Source organism: Plantactinospora sp. ZYX-F-223, from assembly GCF_039649625.1.
In the GTDB taxonomy this organism is placed as follows: domain Bacteria; phylum Actinomycetota; class Actinomycetes; order Mycobacteriales; family Micromonosporaceae; genus Plantactinospora.
The window spans coordinates 1-20,407 of record NZ_JBDJAV010000074.1 but is presented as its reverse complement, the minus strand read 5'-3'; the positions used below and the strand labels follow the sequence as shown (position 1 = coordinate 20,407).

At 71.8% G+C, this 20,407-nt stretch carries 15 protein-coding genes; 1 reads left to right on the top strand and 14 read right to left on the bottom strand.

What is annotated here, in order from left to right; all coding sequences use genetic code 11:
- Positions 1-2: 2 nt before the first annotated feature.
- From AAH979_RS39740 to AAH979_RS39715, 6 genes are all read right to left on the bottom strand, one after another.
- Positions 3-1,286: a sugar ABC transporter substrate-binding protein gene (locus AAH979_RS39740; RefSeq protein ID WP_346263279.1), complete on the bottom strand. Its 1,284-nt coding sequence runs from the start codon at positions 1,284-1,286 to the stop codon at positions 3-5.
- A 16-nt stretch (positions 1,287-1,302) separates the two neighbouring features.
- Positions 1,303-2,898 carry an FAD-dependent oxidoreductase gene (locus AAH979_RS39735; RefSeq protein WP_346263289.1) on the bottom strand — a complete coding sequence of 532 codons (1,596 nt, stop codon included), beginning with the start codon at positions 2,896-2,898 and terminating at the stop codon, positions 1,303-1,305.
- Between the two features lie 118 nt (positions 2,899-3,016).
- Entirely contained in the window at positions 3,017-4,066 is a 1,050-nt protein-coding gene (locus AAH979_RS39730; RefSeq protein WP_346263278.1) for a LacI family DNA-binding transcriptional regulator, read from the bottom strand.
- 908 nt (positions 4,067-4,974) lie between these two features.
- Complete coding sequence (locus AAH979_RS39725) at positions 4,975-5,970, bottom strand: hypothetical protein (protein ID WP_346263277.1); 996 nt, start codon at positions 5,968-5,970, stop codon at positions 4,975-4,977.
- 5 nt (positions 5,971-5,975) lie between these two features.
- Entirely contained in the window at positions 5,976-8,240 is a 2,265-nt protein-coding gene (locus AAH979_RS39720) for a glycosyl hydrolase family 28-related protein (RefSeq protein ID WP_346263276.1), read from the bottom strand.
- Between the two features lie 32 nt (positions 8,241-8,272).
- The gene (locus tag AAH979_RS39715) at positions 8,273-9,319 is read right to left on the bottom strand and encodes a LacI family DNA-binding transcriptional regulator (protein WP_346263275.1); all 1,047 of its coding nucleotides are present in this window, start codon (positions 9,317-9,319) and stop codon (positions 8,273-8,275) included.
- A 683-nt stretch (positions 9,320-10,002) separates the two neighbouring features.
- Between AAH979_RS39715 and AAH979_RS39710 the strand changes: the two genes are divergently transcribed.
- Entirely contained in the window at positions 10,003-11,115 is a 1,113-nt protein-coding gene (locus tag AAH979_RS39710; protein ID WP_346263274.1) for an LCP family protein, read from the top strand.
- Positions 11,116-11,346: 231 nt separating this feature from the next.
- Here the strand turns inward: AAH979_RS39710 and AAH979_RS39705 are convergent, their stop codons facing one another.
- The 8 genes from AAH979_RS39705 to AAH979_RS39670 form a co-directional block, all read right to left on the bottom strand.
- A complete protein-coding gene (locus AAH979_RS39705) occupies positions 11,347-12,210 on the bottom strand; it encodes a TylF/MycF/NovP-related O-methyltransferase (RefSeq protein ID WP_346263273.1) in 864 nt (287 codons plus the stop codon).
- An 82-nt stretch (positions 12,211-12,292) separates the two neighbouring features.
- Entirely contained in the window at positions 12,293-14,023 is a 1,731-nt protein-coding gene (locus AAH979_RS39700) for a hypothetical protein (RefSeq protein WP_346263272.1), read from the bottom strand.
- The gene (locus AAH979_RS39695) at positions 14,020-15,246 is read right to left on the bottom strand and encodes a glycosyltransferase family 4 protein (RefSeq protein ID WP_346263271.1); all 1,227 of its coding nucleotides are present in this window, start codon (positions 15,244-15,246) and stop codon (positions 14,020-14,022) included. The genes AAH979_RS39700 and AAH979_RS39695 overlap by 4 nt, the downstream gene beginning before the upstream one ends.
- Positions 15,234-16,259 carry a glycosyltransferase family 2 protein gene (locus AAH979_RS39690; RefSeq protein ID WP_346263270.1) on the bottom strand — a complete coding sequence of 342 codons (1,026 nt, stop codon included), beginning with the start codon at positions 16,257-16,259 and terminating at the stop codon, positions 15,234-15,236. The genes AAH979_RS39695 and AAH979_RS39690 overlap by 13 nt, the downstream gene beginning before the upstream one ends.
- Entirely contained in the window at positions 16,256-17,644 is a 1,389-nt protein-coding gene (locus AAH979_RS39685; protein WP_346263269.1) for an O-antigen ligase family protein, read from the bottom strand. The genes AAH979_RS39690 and AAH979_RS39685 overlap by 4 nt, the downstream gene beginning before the upstream one ends.
- On the bottom strand, positions 17,641-18,840 hold the full coding sequence (locus AAH979_RS39680; RefSeq protein WP_346263268.1) for a glycosyltransferase: 1,200 nt from the start codon (positions 18,838-18,840) through the stop codon (positions 17,641-17,643). Before AAH979_RS39680 ends, AAH979_RS39685 begins: the two co-directional genes overlap by 4 nt.
- Positions 18,833-20,140, bottom strand: coding sequence for a glycosyltransferase family 2 protein (locus tag AAH979_RS39675; RefSeq protein WP_346263267.1), 1,308 nt, complete (start codon positions 20,138-20,140; stop codon positions 18,833-18,835). The genes AAH979_RS39680 and AAH979_RS39675 overlap by 8 nt, the downstream gene beginning before the upstream one ends.
- Positions 20,137-20,407: hypothetical protein (locus AAH979_RS39670; RefSeq protein ID WP_346263266.1), on the bottom strand; the 271-nt coding region annotated here is incomplete at its 5' end. The genes AAH979_RS39675 and AAH979_RS39670, both read right to left, overlap by 4 nt.

Genomic DNA, 20,407 nt, shown 5'->3' with positions numbered 1-20,407 from the left:
CCCTACTTCGCCAGCAGCGGCTGGATCTTGGCGCAGACGCCGTCGAGCACCGCTTTGACGTCCGCGTTCGGCGTCCAGAGCGGGTCGAGCGCGGCCCGCACCTGCTGACTCAGCTCGGCCTGCCCGGTGTGGTTGGGCTTGACCACCCCGTTGGTGATGCCGTCGACGACCACCTTCTGCAACTGCTCCGGCTTGAGCTTCGGGTTGGTCTTGGCCAGCGTCTCCGCCGTCAACTGCGACTGGCGCGGCGGCGGGAAGAACTGCGCGAGCTTCGTCGAGTTGTCGGGGTTGGTCAGGTACGCCAGGAAGTCCAGCGCGGCGTCCGTGTGCTTGCCCTGCTTGAGCACCCCGATACCGCCCTGCCCGATCACCGCGTACGTGCCCTTCGGCCCGGCGGGCAGCGGCACCAGGTCCCAGCCGAAGCCGCCATCCTTGAGCAGCGAGGCCCGGGAGATCTGGGTGACGGTCATGGCCGCGTCGCCGGCGAAGAAGTCAGCCGTGGTGCCGGGGCCGGGCAGCGCCTTGTCGACGAAGATCGCCTTGTGCAGGGTGGTCATCGCGTCGACCATCTCCGGGGAGGCGAAGCCGCAGCTCTTGCCGTCCTCGCTCCACGCCGCCGCACCCCAGCCGGTCCAGAACGTCGACAGGTTGTCCCAACCCTTGTAGTCGAAGTCCCGGATCACCAGGCCGGCCTTGCCGGTCTCCCCCTGCACCGCGGCGGCGGCGCCGAGCGCCGTCTGCCAGTTCCACTGCCCGGCCGCGATCAGCTCGGCCGGAGTCTTCTGACCGGCCGCCTTCAGCAGGTCCGTGTTGACGAAGACGCCGAACGGCGAGGTGGAGAACGGGTAGCCGTACAGCTTGCCGTCGTCCTGCCAGAGCTTCAGCGGCCCGGGCGCCAGGTCGTCGTACCGGTAGCCCTCGGTGGACCGCAGCTTCTCGTCCAGCGGCAGCAGCGCGCCGGAGGAGACGAAGTCCGGGGCCGAGTTCTCGAACACCCAGGCCAGGTCGGGGGCGTTGCCCCCGGCGATCTGGGTGGTCAGGCTGGTGGTGTAGGTGTCGAACGGCAGCGGGTCGAAGGTGATCCCGGTGACGTTCGGGTGACTCTTCTTGTATTCGTCGGCGATCTGGTTGAACAGCGCCAGGTGCTGCTCGTTCGCCGTCCAGACCGTCATCCGCAGGCTGGCCGGACCGCTGTCGCCGGCGTCGCCCCCGCCGCCGCAGGCGGCAAGGGCGGCCATCCCTGCGAGCGCCGCGGCGGTGACCCGCAGCCCTCTCCCTATTCTCACTTCTCTCTCCTCACCATCAGTAACCCACGACCTCGGGCCAGCGGATCTCGACGCCGGCCTTCGTGATTCGGTCCTGGAAGTCGGCCAGCAGGCCGGGTGTGTCGCGTACCGCCCGCGGCGACTCGCCGCGGGCCAGGCAGAAGTCGGCGAGCAGGCCGGCGACTTCGCCGACGTTCCACTCCACCGGGTGCAGCCGGTAGCTGCCGTTCGTGATGTGCGTGGTGCCGATGTTCTTGCCGGCCGGTAGCAGGTTCTCCATCCGGCGCGGCACGAGCGCGCCGAGCGGGATCTCGAACGGGCAGGAGCCGACGTCGATGTAGTTGTCGCCGCCGGTGGACGGGTGCAGGTCGATCCGGTACATCCCGACCCCGACCGAGTCGGGGTAGCACACGGCACCCTTGTCTCCGCGGACCGCGAGCGAGAGGTCCTGCTCGACCACGGTGTACTCGGCCCGGACCCGCCGCGACTCCCGGATGTACGGCGCCTGGGCGAGCCCGTCCGGGCTGCCGGTGACGTCGCCGCGCAGCCGCAGCCCCGGGAAGCCGGTGCCGCCGTCGGGCCGGGGCGCCTCGGTCTGCAACCAGTACAGGACGGACTTCGACAGGCCGCGGGCCCGGACCAGGTGCGCCTCGGCGTCCGGTACGTCGATGACCGGGCTCTCGAAGTAGTCGATCATCGGCCAGTTGACCAGCGTGATGTCGCTGCCGTACACCCCGTCGACGAAGTTGCGCCGGGCCGCGATCCGGCGGAACGTCCAGAGGTTGCCGTCGCCCGGGTTGACCCGCTGGTCGGCGTCCACGCTCAGCGGATCGTCGTCCGGGTTCGGAGTGAAGCTCCGCTCGACGATCTCCAGCGTCCGCGGGTGCGGCGAGCGCCAGGAGAGCATCCGGTCGCCCCAGAAGTCCGGGCGGTAGTTCCGCCAGAAGTCGTACTCGGCGGGCCGGTCGATGGTGTGGTCGCCGGCGACGTGGTCGATGGCGAAGCAGACCGAGACCGCCTGCATGTTCGTCGGCTGTGCGGTGTCCGGCGCGCTGGGCTCACCGGTCTCGGCGCTCGACTCGAACCCGGTGACGTACTCGGTGCCGGTCAGCGGCAGCAGTTCGCCGGTCTCGGTGGCGTCCAGCACGTACGGCGCGGTCACCTCGATCCGGTCGCCGCCGTCGCGGTGTGCCAGCACCACCCCGACGACCCGGTCGCCGTCGGTCTCGGCCGCCACCGGCCGGTACGGCTGGAGCACCGTCAACCGCCCAGCCCCCCGGTACGGCGCCAGCATCTGCTCGAGCACCGCGACCGCGACCCGGGGCTCGTGGCAGAGTCGGCTGACCCAGCCGGCGCCCGGGTTCAGGTCGGTCCACGCCCGGGACCGCTCGGTCAACGGGTAGTACCGCCGGTAGTAGTCCCGGATCCCGTCGCGCAGCGCCCGGTAGCTGGCGGTCACCCCGAACCGTTCCACCCACGAGTGCTCGTCCGGCGGAACGGCCTGACTGGTGAGCTGCCCGCCGAGCCAGTCGTACTCCTCGGTCAGCACGACCGTCCGACCGGCCCGGGCCGCCGCCAGCGCCGCCGCGACCCCGCCGAGGCCGCCGCCAACGACGAGGACGTCCGCACGCATCTGTGTCACTTGCTTCCTTCCGATTGCAGATCAGTTCGCCGCGCCGCACCGGACCTGCCCGGTCGAGCCGCGACCGGCTCGGTACGCCGCACCGCGCCAGGTTCGGTGGGCCGCACCGTCACCGGCGCCCCCCGCCACCCCGCACCGGCTGGCCGAGGGTGGTGCCGTCGACCAGCTCGCACGCCAGCAGCCGCTGGGGTACGTCGGGCGCGGTGCCGTCCACCACGGCCGTCAGCACCTCGACGGCCCGCCGCCCCATCTCCTCCCGGGGGATGTGGAATCCGGTGAAGGTGACGTCGGTGGGCACCGGGGTGGTCGGGTCGCCGAGGGTGAGGATCGAGAGGTCGCCGGGGACGGCGAGCCCACGCCGCAGAGCGGCGGCCCGGACGTCGACCGCGGTGCCGAAGTCCTCGACGAAGACGACCGTGGCACCCTCGGCGAGCAGGTCGTCCAGCATCGCGTCGGTGCTCCGGCCGGTGCCGACCACCTCGAACGCCCGTTCCGCGCTGCCGGCCTGCTCCGCGAAGCCCCGCCGCCGGTCGGCCGACGACTCGGCGGTCAGCCCGGTGCCGAGGTACGCCAACCGGCGGTGCCCGGCCCGCTGGGCCCACTCGCCGAGCTGCCGTACGGCGGCGGCGTAGTCGGCGCCGACGTATCGGACCGGGCCGTCGGCGTCGTCCCGCCGGCCGACCGCGACGTACGGGTACCCGCCGCGGTTGAGCCGGGACAGCTCGTCAGCGTCGATCTCGCGACCGAGCAGGATGCATCCGTCGGCCAGGCGCAACCGGTTGTCCTGGTGGAAGACCCGCCGCCGCCCATCGGTGACCGGCGCGCTGGTGAAGAGCAGCAGGTCGCAGCCGACACGCTCGGCGTACTCCTCGATGCCCACGAGGAATGGGTGGAAGAAGTCCCGGCTGCCGCTGGGGAAGGCCGGCTCGTAGGTGAAGACGCCGATGATCCGGTTGAACCGGGAGACCAGGCGGCGGGCGACCGGGTCCGGGACGTAGCCGGTTTCCTGGATCGCGCGCAGCACTCGATCCCGGGTCTCCGGGGCGATCCGGACCTCCGCGTCCGCGCGGTTGTTGAGCACGAGGGAGACGGTCGCCTGACTCACGCCGGCCAGGCGAGCGATGTCGCGCTGGGTAACCCGCTTCGGTACGGGGGTCACGGTCCGTCACCCTTCTCTCAATTGCTAATACGCATTAATGAGCGATGTCTTGGGATCTTGCTTCCTGCCGCAGTGCGCTGTCAAGAGCCGAATCGGTGGTTGCCTCGTCATTTTTGCGTTACCTAATGCGAATTAGCCAGCAGCTAGCAAGGCTTCGCCGGGGGCCGTGAGGTCCAGAGACGATCCGGTCCCGCCGCTCGTCGGCGATGACGGAGAGTAATGACAAACGGCCCGGATCGAAATCACCAAGGGTGATCAGATGGCGTTTCCCACCGCTGCGGTCCGGGGTGGGAGAGCAGGACAGGGTACGAAGGCGCTCAGCCCCACCGGCACGGCGTCGCCCGGTGCGGAAACGGCAGGACGACAGGCGGTGGTGGTGCCGGTCGGCGGAGTGGCGGCATGGGCGCGACCGGTTACCGACGGTGGTCCGGTGGCCCGGCGCGAGCCGGTCGGCGAGGTGACCCGGCGCGTACCCACGGCCGGGGGGTGACCTGGCGTGACCCGACCAGATCTGGCACAGCTTCCGGCTACTCACTCCGACCCACGACCGGGAGGGCCGCGGAGCCGGTGTACCGGTCACACTGCCGGGAGCTGCTGGACCGGGCCGCGGGCGAGGACCCCCGGCCCGGCCACGGCCGCCGAGTGCGGCATCGCGCTGTGCGAGACCAGCCCGCGGTTGCCACCGAGCGCAAGCGCCGTTGGTCTCCACGTCCGCATGTGGACGCTCGACCAACCGCCGCCGATCGAGATGGCGGACAACGGTGTCCACTACGAAGCGGGCTCTCCGCGGCCTCGGCGCCCACTCGACGCGCATGCTCTGGCGCCGCTGGACCGAAACCGCATCGTCGGCAGCTTCCGCCAGCCGCACGGGCGCGTACGCGCCGGGAGGTACCACCCCCGGGCCCGGATCACCGTCCAACCGGATCGAGGGGCGGGTCGAACGGCGGGTTGAAGTAGGGATCGGCGGCGAAGGCGGCGAAGGCCCGCTGCGCCGGGCCGCCGTCCGGAACGGTGACCCGCCAGTGGTTGTCGGGGTCGTCGCCATCCCGGTGGAAGTAGAGGAACGCCTTCAGGTTCGGGTACGAACTCCTGATCACGCTGCGGGTGCTGTCGAGCCACTCGGCCTGGACCGGGTCCACGTCGGCGCGGTGCACGCCGGTCTCGCCGACCATGAACGGCTTGCCCTGGGCGACGGCGTACGCGTGCGCGACGTCGAACATGAGGTCGAAGGGCCGGTAGTCGTACTCCGGCCGGTCCGGCCTCGGCCGGGCGTAACCGTCGGCGGCGATCCAGTCGACGTGCTCGTCACCGGGGTAGAAGTCCTCCGCCTTGAACGTCTCCCGGTACGCCCGCCAGGTCGGACACCAGACGAAGGCCACGTTCGGCGCCTGGGCGAACTTCCAGTGCACGTACCGCCAGGTGTCCGTGAACAGCTTGGTGTCGGTGTAGCGCAGGTCGAATTCCCAGGTGTAGCGGAGGAACATCGGGGCGCCGAGTTCCGCCAGCCGGCGGGCCTGGCCCTCGATCTCGGTGTCGTGCAGCCCGGCGAGGATCTCCCGGAGCCGGGGCTCCTCGCCGGCACCCCAGGAGAGCATCGGGATCCGCCCGGCGGCGATGTCCTGCTGGATCCGGGTCAGTGGCAGCGCGGTGCCGGCGTGCTGGAAGCTGTGGTTGATCCGCAGCCCGTGGCCGATCTGCGACTCCAGCGCCTCCGGCTGGGAGACCCCGGAGTCGTTGCCGGCGTACACGTACGCGCCGAAGTGCGCTCCGGTGGCCGGTACCAGGTCCGCGGCGAGCCCCGGGGTGGCCGCGGCGGCCGGCCGACCACCGGCCGCACCCACGTACGCCCCGACAACGGCGCTCCCGGCCAGGGCGAGCAGGGTACGTCGATCGATCGTCACCATGGCCGTCACCCGATCCCGATCAGCGTGAACTCGAGTTCGGGCACCGACCGCCCGGTACGGTGATCGGTGACCGCCACACCCCACTGGGTGAACTCGGGTGTCTTGTCCCGGTAACCCCGGTTGCCGCGCAACTCGATCCGCCTGCTGTTCCGCACGCTGACGCCGTACGGGTACGGGCCGAGGACGGTCGCCACCCGGAACAGCACCGAGTTGCCGAAGAGCAGGTCGGAGGAGTCCTCGATCTCGACCGCCTGCGACCGCCAGCCGTAGAGGTGGTCCTCGGTCTGCAGGCCGAGGAACTGCCACCGGGACACGTCCCGGAGCACCACCTCGCGGGTCTCGTGGTGCTCGACAGAGATCTCGTACACCCAGGTCGGGACCGCGGTCTCCTCGACGAGCAGACCGTTGTCGGCCCAGCCGTTGACGCTCCAGACGTTCGCGATCGTCCCACCGCCACCCCGGACCCAGATGCCGTACTTGTGCCGACCCCGGTAGGTGTAGCCCGGGTCACCGGAGGCGACATCCTCGGGGTGCCACTTGACGAACTGTGTCGTGACGTCGGCCAGGTAGGACCCGGTCCCCGACTGCCACAGCAGGTTCACCGAGCCCGGGGTCTGTCGGGCGGTGTCCAGGCCGATGCCGGTGACGATGTTGCGACCACCGCGCGGCGTGGCGACCAGGGCGCGCGGCGCGGCCGGGTCGCTGAAGTGCGGATGCCCGTCGGCGGCGAGCAGCCAGGTCTGCCGGGGATGCAGGCCGACCAGGTTCGACGTCTTGCGCAACCGGAGCGTGTCACTGAACAGGTAGCGGCCGATCGGCACGAAGACGGTGTCGTAGCGGTCCACCGCCGCCTGGAAGACCTCGAGGTCGTCGGTGCCGGCACCGATGGTCCGGCCCATCCGGGCGGCGACCTCGGCGACGCTGACCCAATTGCCGACCGGCGGCAACGCCGGCACGTCGGTCCGCAGGGCGTCCCGTATCCGGGACACGGGCGCACCGGGCGCGAGGTCCGCGTCGACGCCGTCGCGGCGCGACTCCCGACGGCTCAACGCCCGCTCCACCCGCAGCCCGTAGGTCAGCTCCCGGATCCGGGTCGACGCCCACGGGGTTCGGGTACGGGCACCGCTCTGGGCGAGCACGAGCAGGTCGCGGGTGTTGGCGGCGGTACAGTCGAGCAGCGTCAACTGGTTGCTGTACCGGATCAGGTCGTTCTCCGCCCCGGGAATGCTGCCGCTGTCGTTGAGCACCACCGCCGCGTCCCGGACGTCCTGGAAGTGGGAGTCCTGGAGGTAGAGGTGCTGCCACTGCCCCTCCGCGCTGGAGAACCCTCGTGGTACGTCGGCGACGGCGGTCCGGACCACCACGAGCTTGGCGTCGTTGAACATCTCCACGGCGGCCTGACGCTGGCCGGAGAAGCGGCAGTCCAGCAGGGTGGTCTGCCAGCCGGCCGAGGCCGCGTACGCGTAGAGGCCGATCTCGCCGCCGGTGACCCGTACCCGCTGGATGAGGTTCGCGTTGTGGTCGATGCCGGTACGGCCCTCGCCGACGTCGATGTCCAGATCCTGGAGAATGCAGAGCTGCGCCCCGCCGAACCGTACCGCGACCGCGTCGGGGTTGCCGGGGTCGATCCGGATGTTCAGGTTGACCAGCGCCGAGCCGAAGGTGTCGTTGTTCGCGTACGTGATCGGGCCGCCGACCGGGCGACGGCGGAAGGCGAAGACGTCCCGGGCGGTGCCGGTGGCGTACCCCGGCGAGTTCGCACCGAGCAGGAACAGCGGGCGGTGGGGGCCGAAGCCGACGACCCGGACGGAGTCGTGGACGTTGACCGGGGCGGAGAGCCGGTACGTCCCCGGCGGGACGAGGACGACCCCGCCGCCGTCGCCGTGCGGGAAGTCCCGCGCCCCGCCGAGAATGTCACCGAGTTTGTTGGCGATGCCCCGACGCGACGCCTCGTCGATGGCGGCCTGTAGGGCCGCGGTGTCGTCGCCGACTCCGTCGGCGTAGGTCTCGAAGCCGGGTGACCCGAGCAGGACGGCGGTGGGATCCGGTGGCTGCGCGGTGATCGTCGACCCGAACGCGGTCGGGTCCCAGCGGGCCGCTGCCCCGCCAACGGCGGCCTGGCCCGGTTCGGGCTGCCCCGCTTCGGTGCGGCCCGGTTCGGTGGGGTTCGCCGAGGCGACGCCCGGCAGTAGTGGTACGACGGCAAGGCCGACTCCGGCGGCGACGAGGCGCCGCCGGGACAGCCCGGTGAGATCGGGTGTTCTGTCCACGACGGACGTACTCCTTTCGGTGGACGGGTGGGTCAGTGCGCGGTGTGGGGCGGGACGGTTACGGTCTGCCCGAGCTCCAGTGAGCAGGGCAGCAGCCGGTGGCGGCCGGCATCGGCCCGGCCCTCGATGAGTTCGACCAGCAGCCGGAGCGCCTGCTCACCCATCTCCTCTCGGGGAATCCGGAACCCTGACCAGGTCAGGCCGCTGTCGACGGGGCGGCCGGCGGCCACCTCGGGCTGGCCCAGGATCGCGATCGACAGGTCGGCGGGAACGGCGAGGCCCCGCCGGGTGGCGGCGGCACGGATCCCCTCGGCCCGGTACGCCTCGGCGAGCACGAGCCCGGTCAGCCGGTTGTCGCGGACCACGTCGAGAATCTCGTCGGGCGCGAGGTCGGCCGGGTCAAACGAGGTGGGCCGCAGGCCGGCCTCCCGCATCGCGGTCCGGTAGCCGGTCAACCGGTCGAGGATCGACTCACGGTCGCTGAGTTCGCCGACGAAACCGATCCGCTGGTGGCCGCGGTCCAGGAAGAGGCGTACGACGTCGCGCGTGGCCCCTACGTAGTCGGCGCCGACGTACGGCAGGTCCGCCGCGCCCGGCAGCTCGCGACGGCCGACGAAGACGAAGGGAAAACCGTCGTCGACGAGGTGGACGAGTTCCTGCTTGTCCTCGCTGTGACCCAGCAGAATGCAGCCGTCGGTGACGCCGAGATGGGCCCGGGCCTTGCCGGAGAGCCGACGACGGCCACGCTCGACCTGGGCGCTGGTGAAGAGCAGCAGGTCGCAGCCCCACCGTTCGGCCTCGCCCTCGATCCCGACCAGGAACGGGCGGTAGAAGTCGCCGCTGCCCCGGGGGAAAACCGGTTCGTAGGCGAAGACGCCGACGATCTGGTTACGCCCGCCCGCGAGGCGCTGCGCGACTGGATTGGCCGAGTAGCCGGTCCGGCTGATCGCGTCGAGTACCCGCTGCCGGGTGGCGTCGCCGACGCGGTCCTGTTCGCCGTTGAGCACCAGCGAGACCGTCGCCTGGCTGACGCCAGCCAACTGTGCCACGTCGGCCTGAGTGACTCGTCTCGCTCCCATGGCTCTCCTCGTTATGCGCATAACGTCGCGGGCCGCCGGACAGAACTACAGCGGAGCGGTGCGTGTGATCTTGTTGCTTGGCAAGATCGATGTCAAGAGTGTTACGGGCGGGGATCCGTCAGGTAATCCGAATAACCATCCGATCGCCGGGGGTCACCCCGGCCAGCCGGAGGAGTCGGCGGGCCGCCGAGCGGCTCGGCCAGTTGCCGGGCGTCGTCGGGGGTCCTGGTAGGTGGTGGAGTTCTTCCTCGCGGATCCGCAGAGGCGACGTCGGCCGCCTCCGGGCCGGCGGTCGAGACCACAGACGCCGGGACGTTCCTGCCCGAACCAGGCGCCGGGCCCACCACCGCCCAGGTCGCCGCACGCTGGACCGGAGGCACCGGACCCAACACTGCCGTCTGGGAGCCCGGCATCACCCTCGCCCTCCCCACCGACCTCGTTACCAGCGACCACCTGGCCGCGATCACCCACTCCGCCGCTTAGCGCAGCAGTCTGAACCTTTTTCAACCTGGACCGCGCGGCGCTCACGCACCGCGTCCGACCTTGCGGTCCGCCGGACCGCAAGGGGAGGTTGAAAAAGGTTCACTGTTGGTGGGACGCCCGATTCCCCATTCCACTTCGGTAGGTCGCACCGATCCGTAACATCGGTGATTATGAGGGCTGGAAATGGATTCGGCGGTCCGATGGACGAATCGCGACGCCCCGGACCGGGCGGGCATTCTCCGAAACAGGAAGCCACGGAAGAGTGCCGGACTACCGACACTTCTCCGTCCGGGGCACACAGCGGAGACAGCGAAGGCCGGAGAGCTACCGTACGCAACGGGATTCGCCGCCGCCTGGCCCGGCTGGCGATCCTGGTCACGGTACTCGTACTGGTGCTGGTGGCCGGCGGGCTGGTCGCTGGCTGGCTGTACGGCAGGTCGATAGACCAACGGATCGAACGGCTCGACGTATTCGGTCCCCTGCCACAGGAGGGGCGGCCAGCGAAATCCGCTGACGGCCCACTGAATTTCCTCGTCCTCGGGCGGGACGCGGCCGACCCGGGCGAGAGCAGTTCGCGTACCGACACGATAATCCTGGTGCACGTACCCGCGGACCGCGAACGCGTGCAGGCTATTTCCATTCCCCGCGACACCTGGGTCACCATTCCGGAGACCGCGGACGGACGGCCCGCCACTCAGGCGAAGATAAACGCCGCGTACGCATGGGGTGGGGCGCCGCTCATGGTCAGCACCGTGGAACGGTTTACCGGAGTCCGGATTGACCATGTGGTGGTCGTCGACTTCGCCGGCTTCGCCCAGATCGTCGACGCGCTCGGCGGCGTACAGGTCACGGTGGACCGCACGTTCGTCGCGAGCGAGCCGCCGCACCGGGCGTTCGTGCAGGGAGTGCGGCATCTTGACGGAGCGTCCGCCCTGGACTACGCGCGGGAAAGGCACGCCTTCCCCGACGGTGACTTCGCCCGGATGCGGCACCAGCAGGACCTGATCGCGGCCATGGTGGACCAGGCGGCACGCGGGGAACTGTTGACAAACCCACGCCGCCTGGACCAGTTCCTGCGGGCCGCCGCGCAGGCGGTCAGCGTCGACGAGAACCTCTCGCTCTTCGATCTCGGCTGGACGCTACGCCGGCTGACCAGCGCCAGGATCAGCATGTTCACCAGCCCGTCCGCCGGTACCGGAATGGTCGGCGACCAGAGTGTGGTGTTCGCCGACACGGCTGCCGCCGGTCGGCTCTTCGAGGCCGTCCGCACCGACCGGATGGACGGGTGGATCGCGGAGAACACGACGCCGTGACATCGATGGCGCGGCGGACCGACGCGTCGGACCCTCCTGACTTCTCCCTACGCGCGTGTCCACCCCGGTGTGCCAGCCGGCCCGTCCGGAGCCGCGCCCCGGGGAACGCGGGTCGGAGCGCAGACCGGCGGAAGAACGCCGTGAGTGCCGGCCGGGGGTAGAAGCTCCGGCGGAGCACGGCGAGCTGGGCGGTGCGGTCGGTCGCCGCGTCCGCCCAGCCGCGCGGTGCGGTCAGCGGGTGCGCTGCCAGTAGCGGCAGGTCCAGTCCACCGAGACGAGTTCGTCGGTGATGCCGAACTCGGCACGGAAGTCGTCGACCGCCTGCCGGCAGCCCCGTACGGCGTGATAGTCGTCGATGATGACGTATCCGCCCACGGAGAGTTTGGGATACAGCGACCGCAGCGCGACACTGGTGGAGTCGTAGAGGTCGCCGTCCAGCCGCATCACCGCGATCCGCTGCACGGGCGCGTTCGGCAGAGTGTCCTCGAACCAGCCCGGCAGGAACCGCACCTGGTCGTCGAGGAGGCCGTAGCGCCGGAAGTTTTCCTGCACCTGGTGCAGCGGCACCGCGAGGAACGGCACCTGCCACAACGCGTCCTCGACGTCCTCGGTGCGGTGGGCCTGCGGCCGGGGCAGGCCCCGGAAGGAGTCAGCGACCCACACGACGCGCTCCCGGTCGCCGTAGGCGGCGAGCAGCGCCCGCATAAAGATCGTGGTGCCGCCCCGCCAGACCCCGGTCTCGATCAGGTCACCGGGCACTCGCTGCCGGAGGACGTCGAGCACGCACCGCTCGACGTTGTCGAGCCGGCGCAGCCCGACCATCGTCTCGGCGTCCGGTGGCCAGTCGCGGCCGTTGGCTCGCGCCTCGGGGTCGAAGGGGAACCGGCAGACCACGTCCAGTCCGCGCCGACGTAGCAACCGCTGCCCCTGGCGATAGAGCACGCTGCGCAGCCGGCCAGGGCGTGGCACGTAGGGCTGCCAGGTCTCGCCGAAGGCGTACCGGGTCAGGGTCCTCTTCAGCAGGTCGCTGTACATCTGCCTGGGATCGCCGAGGGACCGTCCCGTCGGCTGCGTCGGCACCAGGGTTTCGGGCATGGTTTCTCCAGATCTCAATTGGGACGTCGGGACGTGCGGACAGTCGGTTTGGTCGGGCGGACGCGGCTGACGGGGGTACGGCTCACAGCGGTTGCTTCTGCATGGCCGCCCGGAACCTGGCCAGGATCGGCAGGTCGGCGTCGAATGCCGACGGTGTTCGGGACCGGTCCGGGTTGGCTGCCGTCTCTAGCGGATCCGCCGGGCCAGCGACCGCTTCCGCGTCGTCCGCTCCGGCAGTCAGACAGTGGCCGGCTGGCACCGCGGTGGCGAGGTCGGCTCCGACGGCAGCGGTGACCGGGGCGGCGGCCCTCGGACCACTGCCGGCGGACCGGGCCGGAGCGGTGGCGGTCAGCCCAGCGGACCCACCCGGTGCAGGGCCGGAGACCACCGGTTCGGACCACACCTGCGCTGACCCGGCTGGACCGCGGCCCGGCCCTACGCCCGTACCGGTCGGGTCGCGGGGAAGATCGTGGTGCAGTGCCCGCTGCGAGGCGCGGGCGTTCGGCCAGGCCGACGAGACGGGATCGTCCGGCTCGTCGACAGCGCCCACCACGACCAGCCCGGTCAACGGCACGTCGAGCCGTTGCAGCAACAGCGCCGCTCGCTTCGCCGCACTCTTGCGGGTCCGGTTGGCGTGCACGACGAGCAGCACGGCGTCGGCGTACCGGGCCAGTGCCGGCAGGTCGGCCCCGGCCAGCACTGGCGGGCCGGTGGCTACCACGGCGCCCGCGTCGCCCGCGAGCTGGTCCAGCAGGGTCCCGATCTGTTCCGGGCGCGGTGGCGGCGATCCGAAGGAACGCCGGATCGGGTCCGCCGGGACGACCGACAGCGATCCAGAGCCGGCCAGCGTTTCCGGGCCGCGTTCCCCGGCGATGACCTGCTGCACCGTGCAGCGGTCCGAGCCGGGGAAGAGCTCGGCCAGTGTCGGCCGTCCGACCTGGCCCTCCAGCAGGATCGCCCGTTGCCGGTGCTCGGCCAGGCCGAGCGCGAGTGCCCCGGCGACCAGGTCGACGGCGGCGTCGTCGTGCACCCCCACGACCACGGTCCGGCACCGAGGCGCCGGCGAGGTCAGTACGCTCAGCGCCGCCACCGCTGCCTTGACCGCCGCGGCGACGTCCGGACGGGCGTACGCCTCGCCGGCCCGGACCGCGGCGCGGCGCGGCAGTTGCGGCAGCGCACCGAGCACCGGCAGGCCGAGATACTCCTCGGTCTGCCCGAGCCGGCGCAGCCGGTCGTCGAGCCGGTGGCGCAGCGAGGCGAGAGCCAGCCCGGCAAGCAGCCCGGCGAGCCCGCCGAGCACCAGGTTGAGCTGCGGCTTCGGGGTTTCCGGGGTGCGCGGCGGCGAGGCCCGGTCGAACGGCTCGGCGGCGACCGCCGACTCGCCACCGATCCGCATCTCGCCGACCTCGCGGCTCAGCTCCTCGGTCACCGCGTTGGTGATCGCCGCCGCCCCGGCACCAGTCCGGGCCGTCGCCCGAACCGTCACGATCTGTAGGCCGGGTTCGGATGCGCCGGAGACCCGACCGACCACCAGTTCCTCGGTGAGCCCGAGCGCGGCGGCCGCCCGGGTGGCCACCTGCCGGGACTCGGCCAGCCGGGCAACGGTGGGGGCGAGGTTCTGCGCGACGGTGATGTCGACGCCGTTTCCCTTGGCCGGCACCACCATCACCGAGGCGACCGCCTGGTACGTCGGTGGCACCGACATGGTCACCGCGTAGGCACCACCCGCGCCGGCCAGCAGGGCGAGCGCCGGGATCGCCGCGTGCCGCCGGACGTTGCGCAGCGCCTTCCGTACCCTGATCCGGGTCCTCATGATGCTCTCGCCTTCCCCGTGTCCGGATCGGACATGTTCGCCATCGCCGGCCGGGGTGCCGAGCACCGGGCCGGATTGTCGGCGCGGCGGGACCACCGCAGCCGCTGCCAGATCTCGCACATCGTGTCGGCCGCCCGGTCCCAGCCGAACGCCGCGGCGCGGCGTAGCCCCCGCTCCCGGAGCCGGGCGGCCAGTCCGGCATCGTCGCGGAGCCGGGTCAGCCGGTCCGCCAGGGCCAGCACGTTGCCGGCCGGATAGGTCAGGCCGGCCTCCCCGATGATGTGCGGAATCTCCCCCACATCACTGCCGACGACCGGCACACCGCAGGCCATCGCCTCGACGAGCACCCGGCCGAACTGTTCCCGCAGCGGTATACCGACCCAGGGCAGCACGTTGCGTTGCACGATCTCGATCGAGGGCAGGACCAGTACGTCCATCCCGCGCAGGAGGCCGGGTAGCGCGGCATGGTCGGCCCAGTCGTGCAGCCGTACCCGGCCAGGACGGCGGGCCGCCGCACGCGTCACGGCGGCGGCCAGGCTGCCTCGTCCGACGGCCAGCAGGTCGGCGTCGGCGAGGTCCACCGCCTGCAGCAGGTCCGTGACGCCCTTGTGTGGCTCCAGCCGGCCGACGAACCCGACGGTGAACGGCTGTCCCCGCCGTGGTCGCGGCGCGGGCGCGAACAGTCGGGTGTCGACGCCCAACGGTACGACGGTAGCCGCTCCCCGGTATCCCTTCGCTCGCAGCACTCCGAGCGCTGCCGGGGTGATCGGGAATGCGTGCGTGACCGTGCCGAACGCCCGCCGTTCGAGCTGCGGGAACGGTGTCGGGAACCGGGTGACGATGTTCTGCGCGGCGTAGAGCGTCACCGGCACCCGGGGCCAGCGCCGGCGCCGTACGCCGAGCGCCTGCCAGGTGCTGAGGTACGCGGCTTCGCCGATCACGTGCAGCACGTCGGGACGGGCCGGCACGACCTGCCGCAGGTGCCGGGGCCGGAAGAGCACCGACGCCATGTGTCCGGTCCGGGCCTCGCCCAGCAGGTGCGGCACCGGATGGTAGTGCAGCCGTGGGGCCTCCCGGGCAAGTGTCCGCAGCGTCTGGTCGGTCTCCGCCGAGACGTCGGCGGCAACGATGGTCAGGGTCAGCTCCGGCCGGGCACAGAGCAGTGTGAACAAGTCGATCCAGTGTTCGGTGCGCTGACCCACAGCCGTGATCAGGATGTGCATGCTGGCTGCCTTTCCGCTGCCGAAGGGGTGGTGGTGGCCGCGATCCGGGCGACCGAGAACCAGGCCCGGGCCCGGGCGGCGCCGGACCGGGGCGAGACCGCCAGGCGTACGGCGGCGAGGCCGATCCCGAGCAGCGCGCGGAGCAGTACGGCGAACCGGACCGCCTGGTACGTCGAGCGTCGGTGGCGGGCGAAGAAGTGCAGCATGCTCCGGTAGAGGTGCGGCCAGATCCAGTTCGGGTCGGCGCTGCTGCCTCCGCCGGTGTGCGTCGCCGAAACGGTCGGCAGCAGGACCACCTCGACGCCCCGCCGCCGCGCCTGGAGGCACAGTTCCTCGTCCTCGTAGTACATGAAGTAGCTCTCGTCCAGGCCGCCGAGTTCGGTCAGCAGCGCACGCCGGATCGCGAGGCAGGCGCCGGAGAGCCAGTCGACGCTGGCCGGCCCGGACGGCTGCCGGCACGCGTCGTACGCCGACCGGCGGCGGGCTCCGCTGACCAGCCGGCGCAGCCGCACCGGCACCAGACTGCCGCCGAACCGGGACAGCAGGACGCTGGTCAGGTCCTCGAACGGGTGGGCGCTGATCGCAACCCGACCCTGGTGGTCGAGGAGTCGCGGCCCGACGATGCCTACCGTGGGATGGCTGTCAAGGTAGCCGAGCAGGGTCCACGCCGTGCCGACCGGCAGCACGCAGTCCGGGTTGACCAGGAGCACGACGTCCGAGTCGCAGCCGGCGATCGCCTGGTTGACCGCGGCCGCGAAGCCGACGTTGCGCGCGTTGGCGATCACCTCGACGGCGGGGAACTCCCGGGCCAGCAGCGCGACCGTGCCGTCCCGGGATGCGTTGTCGACCACCCGGACGGCCAGGCCGGCCCGTAGCAGTGGGGCCAGTGCGGCGGCGATGTGCCGGGCGGAGTTGTGGGTGACCAGAACCGCGGTCGCCACCGCACCGCTGGGCGGCACCGCCGCGCCGGCCGGCACCGGCGCCGTCGCGTCGTAGCGTGCCCGGGCGGTCACGGCCGCTGCTCCGTCGGCATGAGCCGCGGGTCAAGCCGGCCGCTCGGGGTGACAGGGCGGTCGAGCGTAATACCGGGCCAACCGGTCGGGCTGGCCTGGCACGGCGAGGTGTCGGGCCGGCGGCCGCCGTGGCCGAGTGGTGATTGGAATCGGCTGGTCAGCATGGTCAGTGCGGGCAACAGACCCAGCTCCCAGTGCCCGTCGGTCGGGCCGGCGAAGAAGGCGGCGCCGAGAAACCCGCAGGTCAGCGCCGCGAAGGCCAAGGGCAGGCCGTTGTGCTGGGCCAGCCCGGTACGCAGCGTCCGCGCCACCGGCCAGAGCACGGCGATCAGCCCGAGCAGGCCGAGGTTGGCCAGGATCATCACCCAGAACGCGTGGTAGACGGGCCCGACGTCGGTCACGGTGAAGCCATTCACATACACCTGCGGGGTGGACTGGCCGAGCCCGGCGCCGAGCAGTGGCTGCGACGCGAAGGCCTCCAACCCGACCGCGCTCTCCGGAACCCGGTACCCGGAATCGCGCTGCAGCGCCACCGTGATGGCCGAGGAGCGGTCGCGTACCCCGGAATGCAGGCTGATCGCGCCGAGCAGCAGAACCGCGCCGGCCACCGTCGCCAGCACTCCGCGCCGGACGACCCGGCCGCCCCGGAGCAGCATGATCAACACGGCGGCGCCGGCCGCCAGCCAGATCCCCCGGTAGGAGGCGAGCACCACGTCGGCGATGAACAGCGCGGTCAGGAGCACCAGGCCGGCGCGTTGCCAGCCACGGGTCCGGCCCACCAGCACCATCAGCGGTGGAACGGCCAGCGCCGACAGCAGCCCGCCATGCCGACCCGGGGTGGCGATCTCGATGGCGGTGAGAACGGCGATCGTCGAGAGATAGCAGATCGCGGCGGCCCGCAGCCGTCGTGGCGTGTCCAGGGTGCAGGTGGCCAGGAAGTAGTACGCCGGGATCACCGCCACCTGGTACGCCGCCACCAGCACGTTCCACGGCTGGTTGCCCAGTGCCAGGCCGTAGACGGCAGCGACGGCGGTCGCGATGGCCAGTCCCGCCATCGCGACGCCGCTCGGCGACGGACGGGCCGGGACAGCGGTCGGCAGCAGGATCCGCCGGACCACCAGCGCCGCGCAACCGGCCATCAGCGGCAGGGTGTGCAGGACGACGAAGGTCCGCACGTCGGTGGCCCCGAGCAGGCCGCTGGCGATCGACCCGCCGATGATGCCGATCGGCAGCACCGCCCAGGGCCAGAGGACGAAGCCCAGCCCGCACAGCACGGTACCGGCGACGGCGATACCGGCGTCGCTGGGCAGGACGGCTGCGGGAACCGCCACCGCGGTGCCGGCCACGGCCGCCGCCGCCGCGGTCGACACCGGGATCGCGCTCACCGGAGCTCCGCCAGTTCCGTAAGCAGCTTCCGCAGCCGGGTTCCGCGAGTGGCCCAGCTGTGCCGGGCGGCGGTCGCCCGGCGTACCGCGACCGCCTCCGGGCACCAGGCGGTACGCAGTTCCTCCTCGACGGCGGCCTCGAACCGGGTGGCGGTGGCCGCCAGCCGGACGGGTTCTCCGAGGTCCCGCAGCGCCGGCAGCGGGGTGGCAACCACTGGCCGGCCGGCGGCCAGGTACTCGAAGCACTTCTTCGGATGTACGTAGTCGACCAGGCCGCCGACCCGGTACGGGATGATGCCGATGTCGAAGCCCCGGACCATCGCCGGGGCGTCGGCGAACGGCACCGGCGGGCGCAGCCGTACGTTGGGCAGTCCGGCAAGCGGCGCGCGGCCGGCCCGGGTCGAGGGTCCGACCAGGACGAACGTCCACTCCGGCCGGTTGCGGGCGACGGTGGCGACCAGGTCGGCGTCGAACGCCCGGGTGTCCACCGCACCGAGGTAGCCGAGGATCGGCCGGGGCAGGTCGGCCAGCGCGGTCGCGACCGGCCCGTCGGCGGTGAACCGGTGCGGATCGCAGCCGTTGGCTACGACCACCGGGATATGGCGGGTCGCCGGCAGCCGTTCCGGCAGCGCCGAGGAGGAGGCGAGGACCAGGTCGGCGGCGGCGACCGCGGCCCGCAGCGCCCGCCTGAGGTGAGGACGGTTCCATCGCCGGGTGAAGGTCCAGTCCAGGTCGGTGGCGTCGTAGACGACGGTCGTCGGGTCGAGTCGGGCTGCCACCGGCCAGGCCAGATCCTCGTCGAGCCAGACGATCCGCGCGCGGGGCGGGTCGCCGGCCAGCCGTCGGGTGTGCTGCCGCAGCCAGCGGTCCAGCAGGGCCGCCTCGACCCGGCGGGTCAACCGGTTGACCACCGGCAGGTGGCGGCCGAGCGGAAGGACCGCTGGCGGCACCGCGTGCCACAGCGAGTCGCCGACCGGGCGTACCGTGCAGCGCCAGCGCGGCCGGTTTCCGGGCGGGTCGACGAAGATTACTCGCCAATCGACTGTCAACTCTTGGGCCAACGCGTGCTGCCGGTGCGCGGCGGCCCGCCACGGACTGCCGCTGAACATCAACACCCAGCCCGGTCCGGTACGCCCGGCGGCGGCCAGGAACGGGCCGCGGCGCAGCCCCGCCGACGTGACGGAGGTGCTAGCCACGGGAGAACTCCAGCAACGGCGTACCGGTCGCCGCCGGGACGACCTCGTCCTCGTCGATCCGGCCGACCAGGTAGCGGCTGGTGTCGTCGAGCCGCAGCACGCGGACTCCGGGCCGGTCGTCCAACCACCGTTTCACCGCCGCAGCGGCGAACCGTTCGTTGACCGCCCGCACCCCGGGCAGCCGCCAGCCGGTGGGCAGCAGGGCAGGCGGGGTGAGCGACCACACCGAGGTTCCGTCGAACTGCACCCGCGGCCGCCAGCCGTGCAGCCGGCATGGCCGGTCCACCAGCAGGATCCGCTGGTCGTCGGCGGGCTCGCCGACCATGGCTCGGAAGTGGTGCTCGGCGGCCCACCGGCCGTCGCGGGAGAGCACCGACCACTCCCGCAGGTCGCCGTCGGGCAGCGACCCGACGTCGCCGCGCAGCGCTGCGGTCAGGTCGCGCAGGCCGAGACTGGTCGTGCGCCGGCAGAGCCGCTTGACGGCGTGGTCGGCGAGCAGCACGAACCGGAAGATCCCCAGCCGGTACCGGGGCTGGGTGAGCCGTAGGTAGCAGACCAGCCCACCGACGAGGTGCCGGGTCCGGGACGGCGTGCCCAGCAGCCGGCACGACGCACCCCGGGTGTGCGTGACAACGGCCTGGGGGATCATCCAGAGCCGGTGTCCGGCGGCCTGCAACGTACGGGTCAGCACGGCGTCGTTCCAGTAGATGGGGAACCGTTCGTCGAAGATCCGGTCCGGCCCCAGTACGCTGCGCCGCAGCAGCATGCAGCTGCCCGAGGCGAGTTCCCGCGGCCGGGAGAAGTCCTCGCCGCGCATCTGGAACCGGTGCAACGCGGCCTTGAACCCGGGCAGCCGGCGCAGCGCGGTGAACAGGGTGAGCGCGGCCGGAAATGTTGGCAGTTGCACGTAGTGTTGCTGGAAGGTGCCGTCCGGGTTCAGGTACAGCGGGCTGACCCCGGCCGCGTCGGGCCGGCCGCGAAGGAACCCGACCATGGTGTCCAGGGCACCGGGATGGAACCTGACGTCGCTGTTGAGCAGCAGGATCAGCTCTCCGGTCGCCTGCCGGTACGCCTGGTTGACCGCCGCGGCGAAGCCGACGTTGCGTAGGTTGCGGATCAGCCGCACCCGGGGGTCGGCGGCGAGCAGTTCGGCCGAGCCGTCCGCCGAGGCGTTGTCGACCGCCACCACCTCGTACCGGACGGCGCCGGTGGTGGCGGCACCGAGCGCCTCGAGGCACCGGCGGGTCTCCTCCCGGGTGTTCCAGCTGATCAGGAGCACCGAGACGGTCGGCCGGCTCATCGCCGCCCCCGTTCCGGACGGCGGGCGATCAGGCGTACCGCGTCACCGAGCCGAGGGTGCCGGACGGCGGGTGAACCGGACGCCACCACGTCGGCGATCAGCAGTTCGCGGGCGTGCCGCAGCCGGGCCCACGGCTGCCAGTAGAACCGGGAGAAGACGGTGTCGCAGTGCACCACGTCGAACCCGCAATCCATCACGAGCCTGATCAGCGAGTCAGGGTCGAAGTGCCAGCGGTGGTATCGGAACTGCAGGTGTGGCCAGGCATCG